Origin of the sequence: Pedobacter sp. UBA5917 (assembly GCF_002432345.1) — a bacterium.
Taxonomy (GTDB): domain Bacteria; phylum Bacteroidota; class Bacteroidia; order Sphingobacteriales; family Sphingobacteriaceae; genus Pedobacter.
Window position 1 is genome coordinate 1 of record NZ_DJDT01000175.1, and the last position, 21,829, is coordinate 21,829.

A 21,829-nucleotide genomic window follows, 5' to 3' on the forward strand; every position below is an offset into this window, starting at 1 on the left:
GCCTCGGTTCGTGTCGCCACGAACCGAAACTATTAAGGTGATCAATACAATAAAAAGTGGAAGAAAATGGTTTTCTTGTGCCAAAACTAAAATTACTTATCGCGGTGGTCCGTGGGGACACAGACCACGGAGGGAAAAGTGGAAGAAAATGGTTCGTGAGGACACGAACCATGGAGATGAGACACAAACGATGGAGGAAAGGAATGCTTAATATAAAAAATTTAAATTTCAGTTATAAATACCAGGATTTCTTTATAAATGTTGGTTTGCTGTTATGGATTGCCATATTCAATACCTATTCCTTATCCAGCAACATTTGGTCAACTTATGCCAGCAGCATTCTGGCTTTGGGCTTTTGTTTATTGCCCGTACTCATCTTCTCTTTCATTAAATCCAAATTAAAACAAACCTTAAACAAAAAACGATATGCCATTTACCTGGGCATGTGCTACTTCATCCTATTACCTGTTTTTACAGATATTGCATCCATCCTAAAAATCGGGGAACTGGATAGTTCCATTTTTATTTCAACAGCTTTGGCTGCACAAACACTCGAATTGATGTTGATTGCCAATCAATATTACCAGAAAAAAGTGCAGCATATTAAATGGATCAAGAAAATCGGTCTGGAGAATGCAGTACTCATTACCATCATTTTACTTGCCGCAACCATTTCGGTTATGGCCGTATCGAGTTTGGAAAACCCAATTTATCAAAGAAAAGGCTTCCGTTTGGTGGGTTTTGAGTTTGATGCTAAAATGCTGCTTTATAATTTCGGCACTTTTTTGGGTTTCTTTTCACAGTTTCTGATCATGTACCTGTGCGGATACCTGCTCTTTTTGATCAACAGCAGGTTTTTGGTTTCTAAAATCCTAAAAGAAAAAGGATTGTTGATTTACCTCTTAACACTTTCTGCCACGGTTGCCATTCTGTATCCCTTACTGGCGCAGGTATTGATTTCGTTGCCGATTAATACTGTTTTTGGGAGGAGTATATTCGTAGCCAATCCTTTCGAACCCGAAAATGCATTTGGTGCCTTTGCCATTATGCTGATCAGTTTACCTGTGGTTTTGGCCCTGCAATGGGGGAAACAGAATAACCGGATCATGGCGCTGGAAAAAGAAAAATCACAAACCGAACTCGATCTGTTAAAACAACAGCTTAATCCGCATTTCTTTTTTAATACGCTGAACAACCTTTATGCATTGAGTCTCCAAAAATCGGAGAAAACACCCGAAAGTATCCTGCAGCTATCAGAACTGATGCGGTATACCATTTACAAAGGACAGGAAAAAACGGTTAAACTTTATCAGGAACTCGATTACATTGAAGATTATATACAGTTACAACAGATCCGTTTGCGGAAAACGCTACATTTTGAGTTTAACAAACAGGTTGACAATGATCAGATCGATATTGCCCCGCTCCTGCTCATCGTTTTTATAGAAAATGCCTTTAAGCATGGTATAGAGCCTGCTGAAGATGCTGCTACATTAAAACTTTCATTAATTACTGTCGATAATTCGCTCAGCTTTACCTGCGAAAACTCTTTCGATCCGGAAGAAATACACGAAACCAATGGAATAGGCATAGATAACCTTAAAAAAAGGCTCGAATTGCTCTATCCAAACCGTTATACATTGCATATCAACTCAATTGGTAATATCTTTAAGGCTAAACTTAAACTCCAGGTTACATGAGCCTACGTTGCTTAATTGTAGATGACGAACCACTTGCCCACGGCGTGATAACCGAATATGCAAAAGATATTCCTTTTATAACCATCGCTGGGCATTGCTACCGGGCTACAGAAGCGCTGGATTATTTGAGCAGGCAACAGGTAGACCTGATTTTTCTGGACATCAGGATGCCGAAACTGAACGGTCTGGATTTTTTGAGAACATTACAGCAAAAACCCCTCGTTATAATTACTTCGGCTTACGAAGAATATGCTTTGGAAAGTTTCGACCTTGCTGTTTGTGATTACCTTTTAAAACCCTTCAGACTCGACCGTTTTTTAAAAGCCGTTAACCGTGCACTGGAACTTTTCCAGCTTAAAAAACAAAACACCGGCACCGCTGATGCAGAAAAAGCAATAACCAAAAACGAAGAACAGATTTCGCTCAAAGTTGATAAAAAACATATCCTCATCAATATAGAGGAAATACAGTTTCTGGAAAGCCTTGGCAATTATGTAAAAGTTTGGAAAAACCACGAATTCTTCCTTACCCCACGCACATTGGGTAGTTTTGAGCTACAATTGCCTGGCTATTACTTTATCCGGATCCACAAATCGTTTATTCTTAACAAAAAATATGTCGATTACCTTGAAGGTAATACCATTGTGCTTAAAAACGGGCAACAGGTACCAATTGGCAAAAACTTTAAGGGCATTATCAAACAGCTCCTGAATATTGAGGATTAACCGATCTTTAACCAGCCGGTAATGCTCATCCGCTGTTTATTGGTGAGCAACACTTCGTGTGCTAAATCAGAACTTTTAAAGAAAACGCTCTTGCCATTGTTGGGCGGGATATTCTGCTCTTCATCAGCATGATAAATGCGTAACTCGCCTCCATCTTCTGTTTTCCAATCTGCATTTAAATACATGATCATCGAATATTGCCGGCTTCCGTTGTGCTTAAACTGATCAATGTGTTTTTTATAAAAAGTTCCTTTTTCGTAAAGCGTATAGTGAAATTCGTAACCGGTAATGCCGGTATAACAGGTTTGATTTAAGTAAAGAACAAATTCATCCATCAGATCGAAAAAATCGTTTTCGTACTGATTTTCATGCTTCCTATCGAGCCAGTAAATTACGTCGCTACGGATCAGTTTATCCTGATTAACAACTACATCATTTCCTATCCCTGCGTTTAAAAACTTCTTATTTTCAAACAGGGAGATCAGGTTTTCTTTAAGTTTGGCCGCAAGCTGAACGCTTAAAAAGTTCTCTGCAATCCCAACTTTATCTTCGATAAAACTATCGATAAGGCAATCAAATATTTTTTCCAACAGATTGGTTCAAATCTTAAAACGGTATGCCTAAGGTTGGTAAGGTAGCTCAAATTAATGGGTTATTTTAAAACTAAATGTTAAATTGCATTTCAAAAATCAAATCCCATGAAATATCTGATTACACTCTCACTACTTTTCGCCTACTTTGGTCTCAGGGCGCAGGACAGCACAAAAACGATCCTCAAAACCAGCAGAATAGTAAGTATGTCGGCCAATATGATCCCAAAAACCGATACTACCCTTATTTATTATGATGAAAAAGGCAAGGCGCTACGTTATTATCAATACGATAAAATCTTACGCACGGGATTGTACACCTTGGTGCCAAGTAGCGACAAATCTTTGCCACAAAAAATGGTTATTACTAAAATGAGCGAGGAGGAGGTTAACAGGTTTAATAAACTTATACGTGAGAGCACTAAGGCAAATACACCCTATGTTTACGAAGGCAAAAAGCTAGACATAGCACCTCTAACAGCCTTTTACGAACAGGACAAATTAGAAAACAAGGTAATTTTACAGATATATTGGTACGCCAGCTGCAGTACCTGCACCGAAAATTTTGCCGAAATAAGTGCTTTTGTAAAAGAATTGGGCGATCCGAAAGATTTATTGATTTTGGCCATTACAACCGACAATAACGATATTGCCGTTAAAAAATTAAAAGAACAACCTTTGCGCAATGCCGAACTGATCAGTTCGGGCAGGGCGGTTTCTGATGCCTATCAACTTACCCGCTATCCGGTATATATTGTTTCTGATAAAAACAAAGTTATAAAATACGCCGTTGTTGGCAGTCCGAGGCTCACTATTCCCGATCTTAAAACAGCTCTTAAAGACGCATTAGGCAAGTAATTAATGAATATATTCCCCGCCCAATACTCCACCTTATCAGCCGCTGCTTTAAAAGACCATTTAATTATAGCTTATGGCTTAGATCCTAATACTACATGCCGATTGTTGATTAGAAATGTAAGTGATACCTATATACTGGAAAACGAATCTCAGAAATACATTTTCAAGATTTACCGCGATGCACACCGCAAAAGAAACGAAATTGAAGGCGAGGTAGAATTGCTAAACCTATTAAGGGCAAATGGAAATCCGGTTTCCTATCCTTTGGCTGATGTGGAGGGAGAGCAAATCCAGCAGTTTAATGCTGTAGAAGGATTGAGAAATGGCGTATTATTTTCTTATGCTGAAGGGAAAGTGGTTTTAGATCTCGGGAAAGAACACCTTACCCAATTGGGGCATGATATGGCCAAACTCCATCAAAGCACCTCTGTCATCAAATTAAATTACCCCAGACCAATTTTTAATTTTGAAACCACCCTGTTTGAACCATTGAGGGATTTAAAACCTCACTTTACTGAAATGCCGGAGGAATTTGAATACTTAAACGAAATAGCCAACAAAGTGGTAAAAAAGTTTGAAGATTTTGATACCTCAACATTCAGCTACGGTTATTGTCATTACGATTTCTTCCCCAAAAACTTCCATTTTAATGAACTGGGGAACATTACTTTTTTTGATTTCGACTTTGCAGGCGAGGGTTATTTAATCAACGATTTAATGACTTTCCTGAACCATTATTTCTTCCACCAGCTTAATAATCTGATTACAAAAGAACAGGCAGAAAAGGATTTTGACATTTTTTTAAAAGCTTATCGGGAAATCAGGCCATTAAGCAACGATGAATTAAAGGCAATTCCTTATCTGGGTATCACTTTTCATATTTTCTTTCTCAAATTCTTTTATGATAATTACGACGATTGGTCGAACGCATTTTTAACACCACGTTATACCAAACACCGTGTAGGCCTGATCAAAAAGTGGGAAGAACTGTATTGTAACTTTTAGGCAAGGCGGCGATAAATCCCGCGGGTGTTTTTTATATTGTAAGGTAATTCAAAATCAATAAGATGGATCAGAAAATAATCAACCTGTACGATGAGTACACCCATAGTCAGATCGGCAGAAAAGATTTTATGAAAAAGCTGGCCATCCTGGCCGGTAGCACGGCTTTGGCAATGACGATTTTGCCCATGCTCGAGAATAACTATGTTGCAGCAGCCGCTTTTAACAGCGATGATATTGAGGTTGAAAACATTACCTATCCGGGCGTTGATGGTGAAATAAAAGCCGTTTTGGCAAAACCAAAAGGCAAAAAGAATCTGGGCAGCGTATTGGTTATACACGAAAACCGCGGTTTAAATCCACATATTATTGATGTGACCAAACGGGTTGCAGCCGAAGGTTTTATTGCACTGGGTGTTGATGCGCTTTCGCCCTTGGGTGGAACACCTGCAGATGAGGATAAAGGCAGGGAACTGATCGGCAAACTGGATCCGGAAAAAAACCTGCAGAACTACTTAAAAGGGCTGGAATACCTTCGCAACCGAAAAGATGGGAATGGTAAGGTAGCTTGTGTTGGTTTTTGCTGGGGAGGTGGTATGGCTAATAAACTGGCCGTTAACGACCCAAAACTACAGGCCGCAGTAGCCTATTACGGTGCACAGCCCAATGCTGCCGATGTGCCTAAAATTAAAGCAAGCATAATGCTACATTATGGTGGATTGGATGAACGTATTAATGCGGGCATTCCGGCTTACGAGCAGGCATTAAAAGACAATAAGATAGATTATAAACTTTATATTTATGAAGGTGTAAACCATGCCTTTAATAATAACACGTCGCCCACACGTTATAACGAAGCAGCTGCAAAACTGGCCTGGAGCCGGACAATTGAGCTGTTTAAGCATAAATTGGCGGTGTTAACGAGGTAATAGGTGATTTAGTTAAGTTCTAAAGAGTCGTCACCCTGAATTTATTTCAGGGTCTTTTGGTCTGGAAAGATGTTGAAATAAATCCGATAGCTATCGGATCAGCATGACATTCTGTATATTTTATTTAATATTTTGGACAGTGTAGAACTCAGGTGAGCTAAGGTGTCTAAGGTGGTCATAAAAAATAAATGGTTCAAATTTAATCCACCACCTGAGGCACCTGAGAACATCTAAGCTTTTAAGTGCCGTTTTTACATACTGTTGACGATATAAGTAATATAAGAATCATATAAGCTTATAGGCCCTTAAATGTCTAGTAAGGTTAAAGGTAGAATTGATTATTCATGCCTTACATAAACCGTCATTACAAGGCACGAAGCAATCTTAAAAACCTGATTTTCAAAAATATTAGCTGAAAATAATGTTTTAGAAGCACCTTTTCCATCGGATTCGTCATGCTGAATTTATTTTATTAGCCATTTCTATTGTTATTCAATGGTCTAATAGCTACTTTGTGGTCAGCAGCTTTCGTACATGATAGACCCTGAAATAAATTCAGGGTGACGACCGCGGTGGAGTAAACGAAATTACCCCCCCTAAAAAAGATCCGTTTTAAGCATGGTCTTCAATATATTCGATTGAACATCGAAATTATTGAGGTGGTTTAAGAAATTGATATCCGATATTTTATGGTAACTATCTTCCAAAAGGTTAATTACCTCATGCGGAATGGCAGTTTTTAATACCGCAGCATTGCTTTTTAACTTATCGTTTTTGTATTGAAGCTCCCTTACAATCTTCTCTTTTTCGGAAAGGTTGGTGGAAGTATCCAGATCTTTCAAAATGGTTAAATCGCAGAAAAGGAACAGGTTCCGGCTTGGAAAAAACAGATAATAATCGTCTGTTTCCAAAAACTTATATACTTCTATTACCTGCTCGCCCGATTTTAAACCAATATAAAATTCGGTACGGAAATCGTATTTACACAGTTTCCCCATCAGTTTCCTTTCGATGATGGCATATACGTTGGTATACACCTGCCTTTCCTGAAAGTTAATCAGTTGCGCAAATTGATCGGTGGTAAGATCGAAATAAAAATCGTTGGCGTATTTGGAGCTGAAAACGTTGATATTTTTTGAGAAAGGAAAGTCGGTGCTTAATTCAGAAAGTACGCTGAACAGTTTCCGCAGTGAAAGGTTTATTTTAAGCGATTGCTTCTGTTTATCCTGCTCGAAACTTTTCTGATCTACCACGGTTCCCGCCATCCTATCGATCAGTTCTTCATTAAGATCGATCTCATCGTAAATGAGCGATACGTTTTTTTCGTTGCTCTTTTTGATCTTTTTAAGCAGTTCTATAACACTATCGGTAAACTGAAGGTGGAAAAGATCTAGTTTTTCGATATCCAGTTCTTCATTATTCACAAATAGCTGATGAATAACCTGGCTCCGCAGGTAAATTTTATAAATCACCTCATCATCAAAAAACACAGAGAGCAACTGTAAACGGTTGATCTCTGTGTTCGATTTTTTGATAATATTTAAGCGGTATTCATCCATAGGTTAATTTAATTCACCCTCGTAACGTTCTTTTTCAACTCTGTTTCCAAAGTTTTAAGTTCGCCATCCAACACACGTCTGCTCTGTGCACCAGCCTCATGAATCTGTTTTACCTCGTTAAGTGTTTCGATCAATGATGATGTGGTGCGTTTTAGGGTTTCCAAAGATACCACAGTTTTTTCATTTTCTTTGGCCACATCGATACTGTTCTGCTTCAGCATTTCTGCATTTTTCTGCAAAATGGTATTTGTGGTATCCGAAATTTTCTTCTGCATCTCTACATTGGCTTTCTGCCTTTGTAAAGCAACCGCAATGGTAAGCTGGTTTTTCCACACCGGAATGGTGGTAGAAACAATCGATTGTGCTTTTTCAGCAATAGAAGTATTATTGTTCTGTACCACACGGATCTGCGCCAACGATTGTAACATGATAAAACGCACAATCTTCATATCTGCCAGTCTTTTATCCAAACGGCTGATGAAATCCCTAAGATCGGCAATTTCATAATCCTGGTAATCGGCAGGCCTGCCCTCCATTTCGGCCAGTTTAATGTTCAATTCGTTGTATTTTAACTGCCCGGCAATAATAAGTTCCTCCATCTGGTGGATATACCCCACATTGCTATCGAACATGGTTTGCAGCGAGCTGTTATCTTTGATGGAATTTAACCTTCCGGCTTTGATTTTGTTGGTGATTTTATCGATATTATTCACCACCACATCATATTTCTGGAAAAGTTTCTTTACATCAACAACCAAACTTTTTAAAAACGGAATTTTAGAGATGAAACTCTTAAAACCGCTCTGCTCCAATTCGGAAACATCGATATAATTAAGTTCGGTTAGCAATTCGTTAATTAAACCGCCAACTTCGCCACTATTATAGGTACGTACCGACGATAAAAACTCATTACTGTATTTCTCCATTGAGTTTTGGGCATCGCTTCCGTAATTCAGGATAGAATTTACATCTGATGGTTCGAGCGATTTTCCAATTTCCTGGTATTTGGTTGTTTCCTCGGTTGTTATTTTTTCGAGGTCAATATTTCCGTCCTTATCCAGTTTAACCGGCGTAAGCACCTGCGGAAGATTTGGGTTGGTTTCCATAGTTTATTATATGATCAGCTTTGCAGCCTATAAATAATTTTGGGTTACAGTTTTAACAGTGTCTTCCAGTTTCCTGTCTTTGGTTGGCTCGCCAATGGCATTAAATTTCCATTCGCTGTTTTTCTTATAGAAAACGCCCATTACCATCGATACGTGACCGGCAAAGTTAGATCCGTTTGCGATATCGTATTTGGCAAAAACTTCGTTTACACGTTTGGTTGTTCCTTCGTAAATGCGGATCGAAGCAAAAGGAATGGTACCGAAATCGTGACCTCTAAAACTGTTCAGCACAAAAGCCACATAAGCTACGTTAGCATCCAGCTGGCCAAAATCGAGTGTAATTACCTCATTGTCCAAACCATCATCGCCACCCATATCACCTGTTAAATCATCGCCACTGTGTTTTACCGATCCGTTTTTAGATTTAAGATTGCCAAAATAAACTACCTCTAAAAGCTGTTTGTTTTCGTTGTACAATGCACAGCTTCCATCTAAATCAACCGCTTCTTTCGAAGATCCGAAACCGAAAAGACCTTTCTTTTCGATAGCACCCCAGTTAATACCTACGCAAACATTCTGAAGTTTGCTACCATTGCTTTTTTCAAGACTGATACGCTGTCCTTTTTGAAGATTGATTGCCATAATATTATTGATATTTGTTTAAATAATCCTGTAAACCACCTTTCATGCCTACACCTACTGCTTCAAATTTCCATTGATTTTCGCGTTTGTAAATCCTTCCGAATTCTACTGCGGTTTCGATAGAAAAATCTTCTTCCAGTTCGTATTTTAAAAGTACCTCATTCGTTACCGAATCAAAAATGCGGATGAACGAATTTCTTACCTGACCAAAGTTCTGTCTTCTGGTTTCTGCCTCATGGATGGTTACCACTATGCAGATTTCGCTAACCTTGCTGTCTATTTTCGTCAGGTCGATTTTAACCTGTTCATCATCACCATCGCCATCGCCTGTTAAATTATCGCCAGTATGTTCTACTGCACCATCAGGAGAAACCAGGTTGTTATAAAAAACAAAATTTTCGTCAGAAACCAGTTTTTTCTGGTCGTTCATTATAAAAACCGAAGCATCTAAATCGAATGCGGAGCCTGTAGAAGAGCTGTTGGTATCCCAACCTAAACCTATTGTAAATTTAGGGGCATTGATATTTTCCCTTTGCCCCTTTTGCAGATTAATAGCCATATTTAAATTAATTTATAGTTGTTGTTTTTGATATAATCTTTAATAAGATGTAAATTTTTGGAATAAGCATCTATGGTGTGGTAGTTGTTACCAAGCGAAAGGTCGTAAAGCTGATTAACAAAATCGGCTTTTCTGCGTTCTAAAAATATGGTAAAACTGCTTGTGCTGCTATTTAAAATGTATTTTACGATACGTGTATTAAAGCAAAAATTGCCACCATCGATAATTTCTTCCAGGTCGAAAATAGATTTGACCTGGTGGTAATTCAGAAAATTTTCTACGTTGGGATGTATATTTTTGTTTACCAGTTCGGCAAAATAGAGCATATGCATTTCGTTGCTAAGGCCATACTCTTTGGCCATTTTTAAGATCATCCTTTCGTGGCTTCCGGTAATTTTGATATCATCCAGAAACAGCAGGGTTTTCCCTGTCAGGAAATCCTTATCGATATGGAAAGAATCATTCCCGATGAGCGAAAGCCTTTCTTCGGCACTTAACTCGCCATAATCTTCCTTGTAGGTAATGGTACGGTGTACTTTTGTTTCCTGTACGGCCAAACCGCCATTTTCTACCAGCCAGCGGTTAAGCTCGCTCACGAAATAATTTTTCATGGCAAAAGTTGCCGTTGGGATAAAGCTGTAAGGGCTCGATATTACCACAATCTGGTCGGTAATCAGGTTATCAACCAGATAATAGCGGATAAAGCCATCGGCAAGTGCCTTACCGAATGATCGGGCTACCAGATCATCGCCAAACTTAAAGCGGCTGTAATCATCGGCACTAAAACCGAAATCGGTAGTATTGTCGATTTTGTGGAGTGAATAACTATACGGTATCATAGAGTAGGTTTGAGATAGATAGATTGTTGGAATTGATCAGCATACTGTTAATCCCCATGGCTTCGGCCCCGCGCACATCGGCATGCGGGTTATCGCCAATATGGATTACATCGGTTAACAACAGATCCGGGTGTTTTGTTCTGTCGATCGTATCCAGCATCAGCTGAAAAAAACCGGTACTGGGTTTCGACATGCGCACTTCGTCCGAATAAAGCTGAAAATCGATATATTGATCTATTCCCAGATGGTTGATGACCTTTTTTAGTGTTCTGCCTTTAATAAAACCCGTATTGCTCAAAATATTGGTGGTACTATTTCCAGATTCTTTAATTGCAGCCAGTACATCTAAACAATCGCCACAATAGAGCTTTGGCATGTGGGCAAACACAATCTGCTCCATATCATGATCAAGCTGCTGCAGATCTACATCGCGGAAATTGAAATCATAATCGTTGATCATGCTGATGATCATGAGGTACATCTCTTCAGCATCAACATTTTTTCCGGCCTTTTCGTTAATGGCATTTACCATTAAATCTACCTGGCGGAAAGTGATGCCGATTTCTTCAACAGTTTTATGTTTACCGTTAAAGTTCTGGTAAAAATATTGTACCCGTTCCTGTTTATACGTGGGATTGGATTTAATCAGCGTTAACCAAAGATCGAATGAGTAATGTTTGTAAAAAGCCATTTGCACCTGTTTCCTAATCTGTTTTAATAAATCACGATGTTGTAATACGATTGCAACACCGGGAAGGTTTGATTTTAAGATTTACGACAGATAAGCCTTAATGTTAAGATTTATCCAATACATCTTCGGCATCTTCCGAAATCACGATATCACTTTTGTGTTTTTTAGGGAAGTTGAACAATAAAGAACTTAATACCGGCAGAATAAAAATAGCCACGGTGAAAATAGATACAAAAAGATCTGTTTTTTCGCCTTCAATGGCATGTGAAATAGGCGATTCGGGATAAAAATGGGTAAACAGCGACGATGTAAGTTTAACACCCAATACGCCGATCACGATGAAAGCCACCGTTTCTAAAAAGGTAAATTTCTCCATCAGTTTTACAAAAGCCTGTGCCACAAAACGCATGGCCAATATCCCGATAAATACACCGATATAAATTAACCAGATATGATCGGTAAAAGCAACCGCGGCAAAAACGTTATCGATAGAGAAGGCCAGATCCATTACCTCTACCAGTGCAACAGTTGCCCAAAAAGTACCTACCAAACCTACGGTTGATTTATATATCCAGCTTTTGCTTTTATCTACTTCCTCTTCTTCCTCATCTTTTTTACTGCTTTTCTTTCTGAAATAATCGAATGCAAGGTATAACAGGTATAAACCGCCCAGTGGTTTTAACCACCAGATTTTAACCAGCCATGCCGCCAGGAACAAACAGATCCCCCTAAAAACGTAAGCACCGATAATACCGTATTTTAATGCTTTTTCGCGCTGGTTCTTTGGCAGGTCCATTACCATGGTAGCCAAAACCGCGGCATTATCAACCGAAAGCAAACTTTCGATTACAATAAGGTTTAAAATAATCAATAATCCGGCCTGTATGTCATCACCTAAAATTGTGTGCAGAAAATCCATTGAGCGTGTGTGTTTTTTTAATTAATGTTTTAGTTTTCCTAGCAAAGAAACAAAATTTTATCATTTCTGCTAATCAATCTGTTTATTTATATAATCGTTTTAGTAATTAGAGCACTAATTAATAAACATGTTACGTAATTCGACCTGAAATTTTATTTACCGGTATCCAGTTGGTAAACTGAGCCTTTTTCTCCGGCAAGGATAAGTAATTTACCTTTTTTTGCTTTTTGGACGGCATTAAAACTTTTATCCGAAATGTGTTTCCAGTTCTGGCCTCCATCGGTAGAGATATCGGTACCGGATGTACCGGTGGCAATTAATGTTTTTGTATTGATGTAAGTTACACCCGATCGGTATCCGAAAACAGGACTGGCAGGTTTTTGCCAGGTTTTGCCTCCATCGTTGGTGAGCAGCACATTATTGGTATTTTCTTTATCCTTTACATAGTTACCTCCAACGGCTACGCCAATTTTATCATTCAAAAAATCAATAGAGAAAGGCCCTGTACTGTTTTCGCCCTGTATAATGGGGCATTTAAATACCTGCCAGCTCGCTCCGTAATCAGGTGAGAAATAAATATTGGAAACCGTACCTCCGGTAGCAATCCAGGTTTTACCCCCTGGTAAAGTTTTAACGGTGGTACCACTGGCTGCAAAACTGGCCTCGCCTTTGGCTAAACTGCTTTTTAAATTAGCGGTAACATCCTGCCAGCTTTTACCTGCATCGGTAGTTTTAAGCAACTGTAGTTTATTATTGATCGGATCGCCGAAAATGATGCCCTTGCTTTTGTCCCAGAAACCGGCCCCATCCAGAAAAATAGCCGTATCTACATTTTTATAATGTTCTGTCCAGCTTTCTCCCCCATCCGTTGTTTTAAGGATATAAGCAGGCGATCCGGCATTTACGATAACGGCATTCTGATCGTCGAAAGCTTCAATATCCCTAAAGTCGAGTTTTGCGTAACCTTTGGGCTGCATCCATTTCCAGGTTGCACCGCCATCGGTACTTTTACCTATCGAACTGTTGCTTCCGCTTACCCAGATCACCTGATCAGATACCACACTTAAACCCCGGATGCTGGTTTTGGTGCCCTCGGTTAAAAGTTTAATGGAAAATGACTGGGCAGCGCAAAAAAAAGGTGCCATTAAAAGGCACCATATTAATTTCTTCATTTAATTCTTATTTAACACGTCTGAATGTTTCCGATCTTCCTAAAAGTGAGATCCCTACATAACCACGGATATTTAACACATCGGCACTTTTTAAAGTCATGTTACAGCTATAGGTTTTACCGCTTTTCGGGTCATAAATTGTACCATCAGTCCATTTATTGCTATCGTAAACAAAGTCTTTTAATATCTCGAGGTTTAGCAAAGCACGTTTCTGTAAGCTTTCATCAGGATTTTTTGCATCCAGTTTAGGTTTCCCGTTTAAGTTCGGTTCCTTCATCCACGCCAGTTTACCATAAAACTTATCGCCTTTTTTATAAATCTCTATCTGTCCCTCTCCAGATGGATTAAGCCATTTACCTAAAATAGCGTCTTTGTTCTGTGCAAAGGCAGAAAATGATACCGCTACAAAGAGCAGCATTAAAAATGGTAGCTTTCTCATATTTTTTATTTCTAGTTAGTTTTTAAAGATAATGAATTACACCTTATATCGAAACACTAAATAAAGCGAAAAAGTATGAGAAAGTTTTTTAAATCTGAAAATTTACTTTGAAACGATCGGCAGGTATTTGGCCCTGTAAGCATAAAACAGGAAGAGGTTAAACAACAGCATCACCGCAATCATTGGAAGATCTTTAGGTTGTGCTAAAAATGCGGTATACAGAAAGATATTTAAAGTAACCGGAAAAATAATGATTGCTGCCAAAGGTGCGGTACGGTTAATGAGCAATAGTATACCGGCAACTAACTCTGTTCCTTTAATTAACGGAAAAAGATAAACTGATGCCATTACACCGGTCATAAAACTGGTTTGGGCCGCCGTCATTTCTGGCGCTTTTGGCATTAAATTAAGGAAATAGCTTACAGAAGCAAATAAATACATAGCGGCCAAAAGCACGCGGATAACAATTACTGCAATTTTCATATTGGTTAAGTTTTAGTTTGTAATTAAAAATAATGATTTTTTTATAGGGTTAACTGGTTAATTGTTGGTTAACTGGTTAATTGTTTAAATTGGTTAACTGTAACTCCACGCTGTTCGTCATCCTGAACTTGTTTCAGGATCTTTCCCTGTCTGGTCTCCTCATAATGTCCTTAATTTCTTAATGGTCAATTACTAAATAGCTGCATAGTATTTATAATTACTGCTTCTATTTTCTTAAATAACCTACCTGCATTTATAAATAAAGCATCTGCTTTTATAATTAATACGTCGGCTTTTATAATTAACACATCTTCCTTTATAATTAATGCACCTGCTTTTATAATTAACGCACCCGATTTTGTAATTAATGAGCCAGCTTTTATAATTATCGCACCCGCTTTGGCAGTTCCAGACTAATTACTAAAGACTCACGACTCCGAACTCCAAACCGTCGTTCAATTACTTATAATCATAATTCACCATCCACTGCACTCCGAATTTATCCGTAGCCATACCAAAAAGCGCGTTCCAGAATGTTTTCTCCAAAGCCATTGTTATTGTACCACCCGCTGATAAACCATCAAAAAGCTGTTTAGCTTCTGCTTCGCTCTGCGCATCAACCGAAATCGAAATAGCTGTTCCTAAAGTTGATGGTGGCATCGGTGCGGTAATATCGGTACCCATTAAAACATTACCACCAATGGGCAGTGCGATGTGCATTAACTTTTCCTGGTCGGCTATCTCCATACCATCGCAGCCAGGCGAATCTTTAAAGCGTTGCACAACCGAAAATTCGCCACCAAATACCGACTTGTAAAAGTTGAATGCCTCTTCGGTGTTACCGTTAAAATTTAAATACGTGTTAAGTGTTGCCATTGTTGTTATTGGTTAACTGGTTAATTGTTTAAATTGGTTAATTGTCTACTGGCGGTTTTTAGTTCATTGGTGATTGGTCATTAGTTCATTGGTTTCCCCTCAAGTTTCGTCATTTCGAGCGCAGCGTAGTGTAGTCGAGAACCACGAAGTGCTCAGCGAAGCTAAATCTGTCTCGAGATAGATGTCATCCTGAGCTTGTCGAAGAGTCTCCATTCCATTTCCCTCAAGTAGAGATGAAGGAACTTTTTATGAAGTCCGTCAATGGTAGTTATTACTCATTGTTGGATGTTTAATGCCCTCGCAATTACCCGGCTTCCGACTACCGACTGCCGACTTCGGACTTCACCTACATCCTCGTTAGCTTTATATCCATCCATGCTACCCAGTTTTTACCATCAAACTGTTCCCACAAACCTTCAATTGTATTTCCTTTAAAATTCCCTTTAAACCTTTCCGTATCAGCAAATATTAAGATGATATCGTCATAAACTTTAAGTGTAGAGATGGAAATACTTCCACTGTTATCAAACGACTGCGACCTAAAAACATCTTCCATATCATCATAATGTGTAATTTCAAGGGCCTTTACTTTTTTATTACCGAACATTACATCCACTTGGTGCGTTAAAAAGTAATTGCCTTCAATCCATTCGTAGGTATCTGTTCCACTGATTATTTCTCCCGATCTGGTTAAACCTTCAGTTTTCCACTTACCGATGTAGGGATTTAATAAATCGAGCCTGTTGTTTCTCATAAATTTAATAAAATCAATTGCTATTTAGCTTGTTGTAGATATTCTTTAGCTGATGAACATGGCGCTGTGTATGGTAAATCACAAAATAAATCGCTTCTAACCGTGTGAGGTAACCATAAACCGGCAGCTCAAATGCGGTACAGGTTTTGGTTAAATCGAGGTTACTGATCGAAACAGCTATTCCTTTCTTAATTTCTCCCAGTTTTCCCATTAAAGCAGATTGATCATATTCCCTATTTTCGGGGTAAATCTCTTTTGGCGAATCGAACTTTACATTAAAATTCAAAAAATCATTTTTAATCTGTCCAACCATTAAATCGGCCGGTTTATCCGTTTCGGCTATCGGTCCGTTAATCACCTGTAAAAAACCGCCGTTTGCCATTACCAGGTGTTTGGCCAGCTGACCTGCCGTCCAGCTACCCTCGAAAGGCACGGTATTGATCTCATTCGCATCAAATTTTGAGAAAGCGTGTTCCAATGCCGATAAAGTTTCTTCAGCTTCTTTTATTACTTTTTCCATAACTACATATAATTCATTCCTGCATAACCCAATAACCTGCGCCACAGGGCAATCTGCCCGATGCAATTGGCTTCGCGGTAGGTGTTAAAACTGATCATTTCGAATAGGGTGATTTCCATGCCGGGGATATGGAGTTTCTCGTCAAGCTTTTCATCGCTGGCCTGTGTTAAGGCTTCCTCTAAACGTGGCGAAATCACCTTCCAATCATTTATAAAATCGGTCAGCGAAGGATAAACCGCATCATCAACAATGCCTTTATTATTGGCAAAAAGCTCGTCGGTAACGGATGGAAGATCAATCCCGAACGATTTGGCCAGAAAATAGCGTCCCTGCACCATACTTCCCGTAATCCATGCAATGTGGTTGGCCTTGGTATCCAATCTCTTTTGTACATCTTTTTCGTCAATCCCGTCCAAAGCCCTCAATAAAAAATCATTATACATTTCGTACAGCACAATTAGTCCGTACATCCTGCTACTGTTTGGTGTGCTTTTCATATTGTTTTAATTAATGGTTAACTTAAAAATAAAGTTAGGGCTTAATATTGAACCCCACCCTTGCCGTAAAAGTCAATATTGAGGGGGATTTGAGACATTTTTTATATATTTACGATACCTAAATTTTAACCAAATGATACAAATAGGTGTTTTAATGCCCCAAAACTTCAGATTATTAAGCGTAGCTGCCATTTTAGATGTTTTTGATACCGTAAATGGATTTTACAGGAAAGATAAGCTCGAAACACCCTTTAATATCAGCTTGGTTACTGCAGATGATAGGGATTATAACTTTAGTGAGCACCCATGTATCTCCCTTCAAAAAGCCACAGATCTCGACCTCATTCTGGTTCCATCATTTGCTACAAACGATATTAAGGAATGTATTTCGGTAAACAAAAGTTATATCCCATGGTTAAACAAACAGCATCGCTCAGGGGCAGAAATTGCTACTTTTTGTACCGGTGCGTTTTTATTGGCCGCATCGGGTTTACTGGATGGCAAAGCGGCTACTACACATGTTGATGCCTGCACTGCTTTTTCTACGGCTTTTCCGAAAGTGCATTTAAAGGCCGATAAAACCGTAACACAGGATGGCAAACTCTTTACCAGTGGCGGCGCAACCTCAACTTTCCATTTGTTGTTGCACCTTTTGCAGATCCACTGTGGAAAAGACATGGCGGTAAAGGTGGCCAAGGTTTTCGCTATTGATATGGACCGTGTAAACCAGTTATATTTTAGTACTTTTCAGCCTATCCGTTACCATAACGACGATCTTGTAGCCTCTGCGCAGGAAAAAATCGAAAACAACTATCAGGATGTGGCCACCATTGAAGAGATGATCAAAGATATCCCATCAAGCAGGCGGAATATTGTACGCCGTTTTAAACAGGTAACCGGTATCACCCCAATCGAGTATCTCCAGCAAACGCGGATAGAAGCTGCAAAAAAGCTTTTGGAACAAACCGCGCAACAGATGACCGAAGTAATTTACAACTCGGGCTACAACGATCCGAAAGCATTTAGAAAGGTATTCAGAAAATCAGTAGGCATGACACCAACACAATATCGGGATAAATTCCAGGCGAGGTAAAATCGGCATCATATTGCAGGCAACCATAGTGTAATAGCTACACACGTAAAACTAATTAAATAGTTTTCAACACCCATGCTCATTTTGTTAATAATTAATATAAAATAAATATACGGTGATGTATAATTTAAGATAACTTAACGTTATAATTACACTAACCAAATAACTATTTATATGAGCACATTCCTTTTAATTACCGCCGCATTTTATATTATTTCCTTTGGATTAATGTTTTATTGCTACGTGTCAGCTGAGCAGATTCCCAGCGATGACGAAAAATTCTAAACAGATTTTTCCCCGTCATCAAAATTAACTCCTCCTTAACCTAATGCATTAGGGTTTATTTAACCAATGGGCTATAAAATAATATGACCTAAAACCAGTCGAATTATTTTTTCCAAAAAAATTATTTACTGTCTATCCACTTTAGCAAATAAGGTGCGGCTCCCGTATACCATAAAATTGCTGAGATTAAAAATATTGCTATCAGTATCCATAGAATTGGCCATCCTTCAAATTTGTGCTTAGTACTGGGGATATAAGACTCATTAAGTTTATTATGGTCATTTTCCATCCTATCAACCTTTTTCTCCGGTTTCGGATTAGATACATTACTCATAAAATATTCAGTTAGAATTGCAAACTTAAGCTATAAACCAATAAAACTGAAATTAGTTTTGTGATAAGTGTGATTTAATCGCAACAATGAACAAAATGGTTAAAACAACAGACCATAATTCTTGTATCTGACCGATTTTTTTAATATCCAGTCAATATTTTTATAAATTTTACGTCCCAATGGAGTCAAGTTTTGTCGGGTTTCCTCATACTGAACTTGTTTCAGGGTCTTTCATGCCATTAGCATAATTTTTATTTTCTGAAGCGCAAAGCCTGTGGTTCTTCGTAAAATCCAGTCCCGCTTTTACTCCAAGTCCTCTCCCGATGAAAAATCGGGATCCGGGCTTTCCGTGTAATCGGGGCTACGATCGAATGGTAACTTCATATCTACTGTGATATTTTTTTGGCACGACAGAAGTCAAGTTTTGTTGGGTTTCGTCATACTGAACTTGTTTCAGTATCTATCATGCTACAAACATAGTTCTTTCTTGAAGCGCAGAGCTTGTGGTTCTTCGTAAAATCCAGTCCCGCTTTTACTCCAAGTCCTCTCCCGATGAAAAATCGGAATCCGGGCTTTCCGTGCAATCGGGGCTATGATCGAATGGTACCTTCAATATCTACCGTGATAATTTTTTGGAACGACAGAAGTTAAGTTTTGTTGGGTTTCGTCATACTGAACTTGTTTCAGTATCTATCATACTATTAGCGTAATGCTTTCTTGAAGCGCAAAGCTTGTGGTTCTTGGTAAGAGTTCGGTCCCGCTTTTACTCCAAGTCCTCTCCCGATGAAAAATCGGGATCCGGGCTTTCCGTGCAATCGGGGCTATGATCGAATGTTACCTTCAATATCTACCGTAATATTTTTTTGGCACGAAAGAAGTCAAGTTTTGTCGGGTTTCGTCATACTGAACTTGTTTCAGTATCTATCATTCTACAAGCATAGTTCTTTCTTGAAGCGCAAAGCCTGTGGTTCTTCTTAAAAGAGGGCTATAAATACTCGGTATCTACATCGATCATTAACTCAAATGAAGTCAAGTTTTGTCGGGTTTCGTCATACTGAACTTGTTTCAGTATCTATCTTGCTACAAGCATAGTTCTTTCTTGAAATGCAAAGCCTGTGGTTCTTCCTAAAAGAGGCTATAAATGCTCGGTACCTGCATCGATCATTAACTCAAAAAAAGTCAGGTTTAAAAAACTTTGCTTTCTTTAATTATGCTTAGAAAATGCCTGTTGGTATTTAAGCGGTGTTTTTCCGGTTATTTCCCTGAAATATTTATGGAAACTGGTAAAGTTGTAAAAGCCACAATCATAACAGATTTCTTTTACTGTTAAATCATTTTCGATCAACAACTTACAGGCCTGCCCTACCCTTATTTCGTTCAGAAACTGGGTGTAGGTTTTCCGGCTTTTGGTTTTAAAGAATTTGCAAAAGGAATTCGGACTGATTTTAGCCACGGCAGCAATTTCTTTCAGCTCTATTTTATTTTTGTAATTGCTGATGGTATAATTATAAATCGACTGGATCCTGTCTTTCTCATTTTCCAAAAAATTTGGTTTAAAGCCCAGCGAAACCAATGTTGCTTTCTCTTCGCAGCTCGCTATTTCGGTAAGTACTTCCAGCAATTTAATAATCCGCATAGTGCCTGTAGCCTCAATAATCAAGGGCATCATTTGAGCAATCTTGTCTTTTGCTCTTCCTAAAAGCTGGATGCCCTGTTTAGATTGTGCCAACATTTTTTTCAGTTCCTGGTTTTCGGGAAGCTCGGTAAATGCCGCCCCCAAAAAATCCTCCTTAAAATGGATTGCATAAACATCAACTGATTCTGTCTCCTTTTTTTCGAAGAATTCGGGATCGAAGCGCCAATAATGTGGCAGGTTACTGCCAAGCAGCACCACATCTCCCTCGCTAAAATTTTTAATGCTATCGCCAATAAACTGCGTTCCCCTGCCCTTTTTGATATAAATCAGTTCAAGGGCCGAATGGTAATGCCACAGGTTGTTCACATCTGGCATAATATCCCTCCGGGCGCTAAAAGAATCTACGGTATTGGTAGATACATTAAGTAAATGCGGTTTCATAAAATCTTAAAAAATCAATCTAATATGCAGTAATATTTCGCAATGTATAAAATTGAGACAATATCATTTAATAATTAGATCATAAAGTTAAATTTTTATTAGCACTTAAGGGTTTAATTTGTAAAGAAACAACTAACCAAAAACACATCATGAAGGTGGGATTATTTATTCCTTATACATCGAAAGATACCAGTTATGGTTACAACGTTTTTATTATGGCGCCTTCCAAAACAGCAGATATTGAGCAATCATTAGTTATTGGTGCCCATGGCGCCCAAAGTTTAAGTATTTTTATTTTAGCAGAACCAGCTTAACCAATATAACCAAACCAATATGAGCCACACTACAACAACTAATTTTCAGGCAACCGATACGCAAAAAAGCAGTAAAGGCTACCTGTTTCCATTAATTTTGGTTACCAGCCTCTTTTTCTTCTGGGGTTTTGTGCACAATCTCGATCCGGTTTTAATTCCCCATTTACGTAAAGCCTTTCAACTGAATGTTTTTGAATCTACCTTGGTCGATTCGTCGGTTTTTATTGCCTATTTTTTATTGGCATTACCCGCAGGTTACATCATGCGTAAGTATGGTTATAAAAGTGGTATCATATTAGGTCTCGTTTTATTTGCAGTAGGTTGTTTATTGTTTATCCCGGCCGCCAATACTGCACAATACATATTTTTTCTGGGTGCACTTTTTATCATTGCCTGCGGATTAACCTTTTTAGAAACAGCTGCAAATCCTTATGTTACCGTATTGGGCCCGCCCGAAACTGCAACGCAAAGGTTAAACTTTTCACAGTCCTTTAATGGTTTAGCGGCATTCTTAGCCCCTGTATTAGGAGGGAAATTTATTTTTACCGAAGCAAAATATACCGATGCCCAATTGGCAAAACTTTTACCTTTAGAAAAACAGGCTTACGTACTTGAAGAGGCCTCAACGGTAAAAGCACCCTATTTAATTTTGGGCATTATTATTATTGTGGTAGCTGTTCTATTTATTTTCACCAAGCTACCCGATATCAAGGAAGAAGAAAATGCGAACGAAAAAAGTTCCTTCGGACATGTACTAGGGCATAGCCATTTGCGCTGGGCAATTATCGGACAGTTCTTTTACGTGGGTGCTCAGGTTTGTGTATTAAGTTTATTTATCAGTTTCGTTACTTCTTCAGCAGGAATCA

Annotated in this window: 24 protein-coding genes; 8 read left to right on the forward strand and 16 right to left on the reverse strand. The window is 38.6% G+C overall.

All coding sequences use genetic code 11. The features are described from left to right. Positions 1-203 precede the first annotated feature (203 nt). Both B2V92_RS11100 and B2V92_RS11105 read left to right on the forward strand, forming a co-directional pair. On the forward strand, positions 204-1,700 hold the full coding sequence (locus tag B2V92_RS11100; protein WP_293307844.1) for a sensor histidine kinase: 1,497 nt from the start codon (positions 204-206) through the stop codon (positions 1,698-1,700). Next, positions 1,697-2,425: a LytR/AlgR family response regulator transcription factor gene (locus B2V92_RS11105; RefSeq protein WP_293307846.1), complete on the forward strand. Its 729-nt coding sequence runs from the start codon at positions 1,697-1,699 to the stop codon at positions 2,423-2,425. Before B2V92_RS11100 ends, B2V92_RS11105 begins: the two co-directional genes overlap by 4 nt. Here the strand turns inward: B2V92_RS11105 and B2V92_RS11110 are convergent. Then, positions 2,422-3,015, reverse strand: coding sequence for a 2OG-Fe(II) oxygenase (locus tag B2V92_RS11110; protein ID WP_293307848.1), 594 nt, complete (start codon positions 3,013-3,015; stop codon positions 2,422-2,424). The genes B2V92_RS11105 and B2V92_RS11110 overlap by 4 nt on opposite strands. 108 nt (positions 3,016-3,123) lie before the next feature. Here B2V92_RS11110 and B2V92_RS11115 point away from each other — a divergent pair, with 108 nt between their 5' ends. The 3 genes from B2V92_RS11115 (at position 3,124) to B2V92_RS11125 (ending at position 5,804) form a co-directional block, all read left to right on the forward strand. Further along, positions 3,124-3,873, forward strand: a complete 750-nt coding sequence (locus B2V92_RS11115; protein WP_293307850.1) for a redoxin family protein — start codon at positions 3,124-3,126, stop codon at positions 3,871-3,873. A 3-nt stretch (positions 3,874-3,876) separates the two neighbouring features. Beyond that, the gene (locus B2V92_RS11120; protein ID WP_293307852.1) at positions 3,877-4,878 is read left to right on the forward strand and encodes a phosphotransferase; all 1,002 of its coding nucleotides are present in this window, start codon (positions 3,877-3,879) and stop codon (positions 4,876-4,878) included. 62 nt (positions 4,879-4,940) lie between these two features. After that, complete coding sequence (locus B2V92_RS11125) at positions 4,941-5,804, forward strand: dienelactone hydrolase family protein (protein ID WP_293307854.1); 864 nt, start codon at positions 4,941-4,943, stop codon at positions 5,802-5,804. 596 nt (positions 5,805-6,400) lie between these two features. Here B2V92_RS11125 and B2V92_RS11130 read toward each other — a convergent pair. The 14 genes from B2V92_RS11130 to B2V92_RS11195 form a co-directional block, all read right to left on the reverse strand. After that, entirely contained in the window at positions 6,401-7,363 is a 963-nt protein-coding gene (locus B2V92_RS11130) for a hypothetical protein (protein WP_293307856.1), read from the reverse strand. 8 nt (positions 7,364-7,371) lie between these two features. Then, positions 7,372-8,469: a toxic anion resistance protein gene (locus B2V92_RS11135; protein WP_293307858.1), complete on the reverse strand. Its 1,098-nt coding sequence runs from the start codon at positions 8,467-8,469 to the stop codon at positions 7,372-7,374. A gap of 27 nt (positions 8,470-8,496) precedes the next feature. Beyond that, positions 8,497-9,111 (reverse strand): TerD family protein, encoded by a 615-nt coding sequence (locus tag B2V92_RS11140; protein WP_293307860.1) that lies wholly within the window; start codon positions 9,109-9,111, stop codon positions 8,497-8,499. A 4-nt stretch (positions 9,112-9,115) separates the two neighbouring features. After that, complete coding sequence (locus B2V92_RS11145) at positions 9,116-9,670, reverse strand: TerD family protein (RefSeq protein WP_293307862.1); 555 nt, start codon at positions 9,668-9,670, stop codon at positions 9,116-9,118. 2 nt (positions 9,671-9,672) lie between these two features. Beyond that, positions 9,673-10,509 (reverse strand): phosphoribosyltransferase family protein, encoded by an 837-nt coding sequence (locus tag B2V92_RS11150; protein ID WP_293307864.1) that lies wholly within the window; start codon positions 10,507-10,509, stop codon positions 9,673-9,675. Continuing rightward, entirely contained in the window at positions 10,496-11,200 is a 705-nt protein-coding gene (locus tag B2V92_RS11155) for an HAD family hydrolase (RefSeq protein ID WP_293307866.1), read from the reverse strand. The genes B2V92_RS11150 and B2V92_RS11155 overlap by 14 nt, the downstream gene beginning before the upstream one ends. 103 nt (positions 11,201-11,303) lie before the next feature. After that, complete coding sequence (locus tag B2V92_RS11160; protein ID WP_293307868.1) at positions 11,304-12,119, reverse strand: TerC family protein; 816 nt, start codon at positions 12,117-12,119, stop codon at positions 11,304-11,306. A gap of 152 nt (positions 12,120-12,271) precedes the next feature. Then, positions 12,272-13,291, reverse strand: a complete 1,020-nt coding sequence (locus B2V92_RS11165) for a WD40/YVTN/BNR-like repeat-containing protein (RefSeq protein WP_293307870.1) — start codon at positions 13,289-13,291, stop codon at positions 12,272-12,274. A 7-nt stretch (positions 13,292-13,298) separates the two neighbouring features. Then, entirely contained in the window at positions 13,299-13,730 is a 432-nt protein-coding gene (locus tag B2V92_RS11170; RefSeq protein ID WP_293307872.1) for a DUF2147 domain-containing protein, read from the reverse strand. A gap of 102 nt (positions 13,731-13,832) precedes the next feature. Then, positions 13,833-14,213, reverse strand: a complete 381-nt coding sequence (locus B2V92_RS11175; protein ID WP_293307874.1) for a DoxX family protein — start codon at positions 14,211-14,213, stop codon at positions 13,833-13,835. 459 nt (positions 14,214-14,672) lie between these two features. Continuing rightward, complete coding sequence (locus tag B2V92_RS11180) at positions 14,673-15,089, reverse strand: VOC family protein (protein ID WP_293307876.1); 417 nt, start codon at positions 15,087-15,089, stop codon at positions 14,673-14,675. Between the two features lie 346 nt (positions 15,090-15,435). Beyond that, positions 15,436-15,843: a hypothetical protein gene (locus tag B2V92_RS11185; protein WP_293307878.1), complete on the reverse strand. Its 408-nt coding sequence runs from the start codon at positions 15,841-15,843 to the stop codon at positions 15,436-15,438. A gap of 13 nt (positions 15,844-15,856) precedes the next feature. Beyond that, a complete protein-coding gene (locus B2V92_RS11190) occupies positions 15,857-16,363 on the reverse strand; it encodes a DinB family protein (protein ID WP_293307880.1) in 507 nt (168 codons plus the stop codon). 2 nt (positions 16,364-16,365) lie between these two features. Further along, complete coding sequence (locus B2V92_RS11195) at positions 16,366-16,860, reverse strand: DinB family protein (RefSeq protein ID WP_293307882.1); 495 nt, start codon at positions 16,858-16,860, stop codon at positions 16,366-16,368. Between the two features lie 133 nt (positions 16,861-16,993). Between B2V92_RS11195 and B2V92_RS11200 the strand changes: the two genes are divergently transcribed. After that, complete coding sequence (locus B2V92_RS11200) at positions 16,994-17,953, forward strand: GlxA family transcriptional regulator (RefSeq protein ID WP_293307884.1); 960 nt, start codon at positions 16,994-16,996, stop codon at positions 17,951-17,953. A 1,823-nt stretch (positions 17,954-19,776) separates the two neighbouring features. Here the strand turns inward: B2V92_RS11200 and B2V92_RS11205 are convergent. Beyond that, positions 19,777-20,649 carry an AraC family transcriptional regulator gene (locus B2V92_RS11205; protein ID WP_293307886.1) on the reverse strand — a complete coding sequence of 291 codons (873 nt, stop codon included), beginning with the start codon at positions 20,647-20,649 and terminating at the stop codon, positions 19,777-19,779. 149 nt (positions 20,650-20,798) lie between these two features. Between B2V92_RS11205 and B2V92_RS11210 the strand changes: the two genes are divergently transcribed. Both B2V92_RS11210 and B2V92_RS11215 read left to right on the forward strand, forming a co-directional pair. After that, positions 20,799-20,963, forward strand: coding sequence for an LUD domain-containing protein (locus B2V92_RS11210; protein ID WP_293307888.1), 165 nt, complete (start codon positions 20,799-20,801; stop codon positions 20,961-20,963). Positions 20,964-20,982: 19 nt separating this feature from the next. Then, positions 20,983-21,829: MFS transporter (locus B2V92_RS11215; protein ID WP_293307890.1), on the forward strand; the 847-nt coding region annotated here is incomplete at its 3' end.

What these genes read in the sequence shown, in the direction of transcription:
- B2V92_RS11195 (WP_293307882.1), bottom strand. Translation starts at nt 16,860, where the DNA reads ATGAAAAGCACACCAAACAGTAGCAGGATGTACGGACTAATTGTGCTG.
- B2V92_RS11105 (WP_293307846.1), top strand. Translation starts at nt 1,697, where the DNA reads ATGAGCCTACGTTGCTTAATTGTAGATGACGAACCACTTGCCCACGGC.
- B2V92_RS11100 (WP_293307844.1), top strand. Translation starts at nt 204, where the DNA reads ATGCTTAATATAAAAAATTTAAATTTCAGTTATAAATACCAGGATTTC.
- B2V92_RS11125 (WP_293307854.1), top strand. Translation starts at nt 4,941, where the DNA reads ATGGATCAGAAAATAATCAACCTGTACGATGAGTACACCCATAGTCAG.
- B2V92_RS11160 (WP_293307868.1), bottom strand. Translation starts at nt 12,119, where the DNA reads ATGGATTTTCTGCACACAATTTTAGGTGATGACATACAGGCCGGATTA.
- B2V92_RS11190 (WP_293307880.1), bottom strand. Translation starts at nt 16,363, where the DNA reads ATGGAAAAAGTAATAAAAGAAGCTGAAGAAACTTTATCGGCATTGGAA.
- B2V92_RS11120 (WP_293307852.1), top strand. Translation starts at nt 3,877, where the DNA reads ATGAATATATTCCCCGCCCAATACTCCACCTTATCAGCCGCTGCTTTA.
- B2V92_RS11140 (WP_293307860.1), bottom strand. Translation starts at nt 9,111, where the DNA reads ATGGCAATCAATCTTCAAAAAGGACAGCGTATCAGTCTTGAAAAAAGC.
- B2V92_RS11130 (WP_293307856.1), bottom strand. Translation starts at nt 7,363, where the DNA reads ATGGATGAATACCGCTTAAATATTATCAAAAAATCGAACACAGAGATC.
- B2V92_RS11170 (WP_293307872.1), bottom strand. Translation starts at nt 13,730, where the DNA reads ATGAGAAAGCTACCATTTTTAATGCTGCTCTTTGTAGCGGTATCATTT.
- B2V92_RS11165 (WP_293307870.1), bottom strand. Translation starts at nt 13,291, where the DNA reads ATGAAGAAATTAATATGGTGCCTTTTAATGGCACCTTTTTTTTGCGCT.
- B2V92_RS11200 (WP_293307884.1), top strand. Translation starts at nt 16,994, where the DNA reads ATGATACAAATAGGTGTTTTAATGCCCCAAAACTTCAGATTATTAAGC.
- B2V92_RS11185 (WP_293307878.1), bottom strand. Translation starts at nt 15,843, where the DNA reads ATGAGAAACAACAGGCTCGATTTATTAAATCCCTACATCGGTAAGTGG.
- B2V92_RS11210 (WP_293307888.1), top strand. Translation starts at nt 20,799, where the DNA reads ATGAAGGTGGGATTATTTATTCCTTATACATCGAAAGATACCAGTTAT.
- B2V92_RS11150 (WP_293307864.1), bottom strand. Translation starts at nt 10,509, where the DNA reads ATGATACCGTATAGTTATTCACTCCACAAAATCGACAATACTACCGAT.
- B2V92_RS11145 (WP_293307862.1), bottom strand. Translation starts at nt 9,670, where the DNA reads ATGGCTATTAATCTGCAAAAGGGGCAAAGGGAAAATATCAATGCCCCT.
- B2V92_RS11175 (WP_293307874.1), bottom strand. Translation starts at nt 14,213, where the DNA reads ATGAAAATTGCAGTAATTGTTATCCGCGTGCTTTTGGCCGCTATGTAT.
- B2V92_RS11205 (WP_293307886.1), bottom strand. Translation starts at nt 20,649, where the DNA reads ATGAAACCGCATTTACTTAATGTATCTACCAATACCGTAGATTCTTTT.
- B2V92_RS11155 (WP_293307866.1), bottom strand. Translation starts at nt 11,200, where the DNA reads ATGGCTTTTTACAAACATTACTCATTCGATCTTTGGTTAACGCTGATT.
- B2V92_RS11180 (WP_293307876.1), bottom strand. Translation starts at nt 15,089, where the DNA reads ATGGCAACACTTAACACGTATTTAAATTTTAACGGTAACACCGAAGAG.
- B2V92_RS11135 (WP_293307858.1), bottom strand. Translation starts at nt 8,469, where the DNA reads ATGGAAACCAACCCAAATCTTCCGCAGGTGCTTACGCCGGTTAAACTG.
- B2V92_RS11115 (WP_293307850.1), top strand. Translation starts at nt 3,124, where the DNA reads ATGAAATATCTGATTACACTCTCACTACTTTTCGCCTACTTTGGTCTC.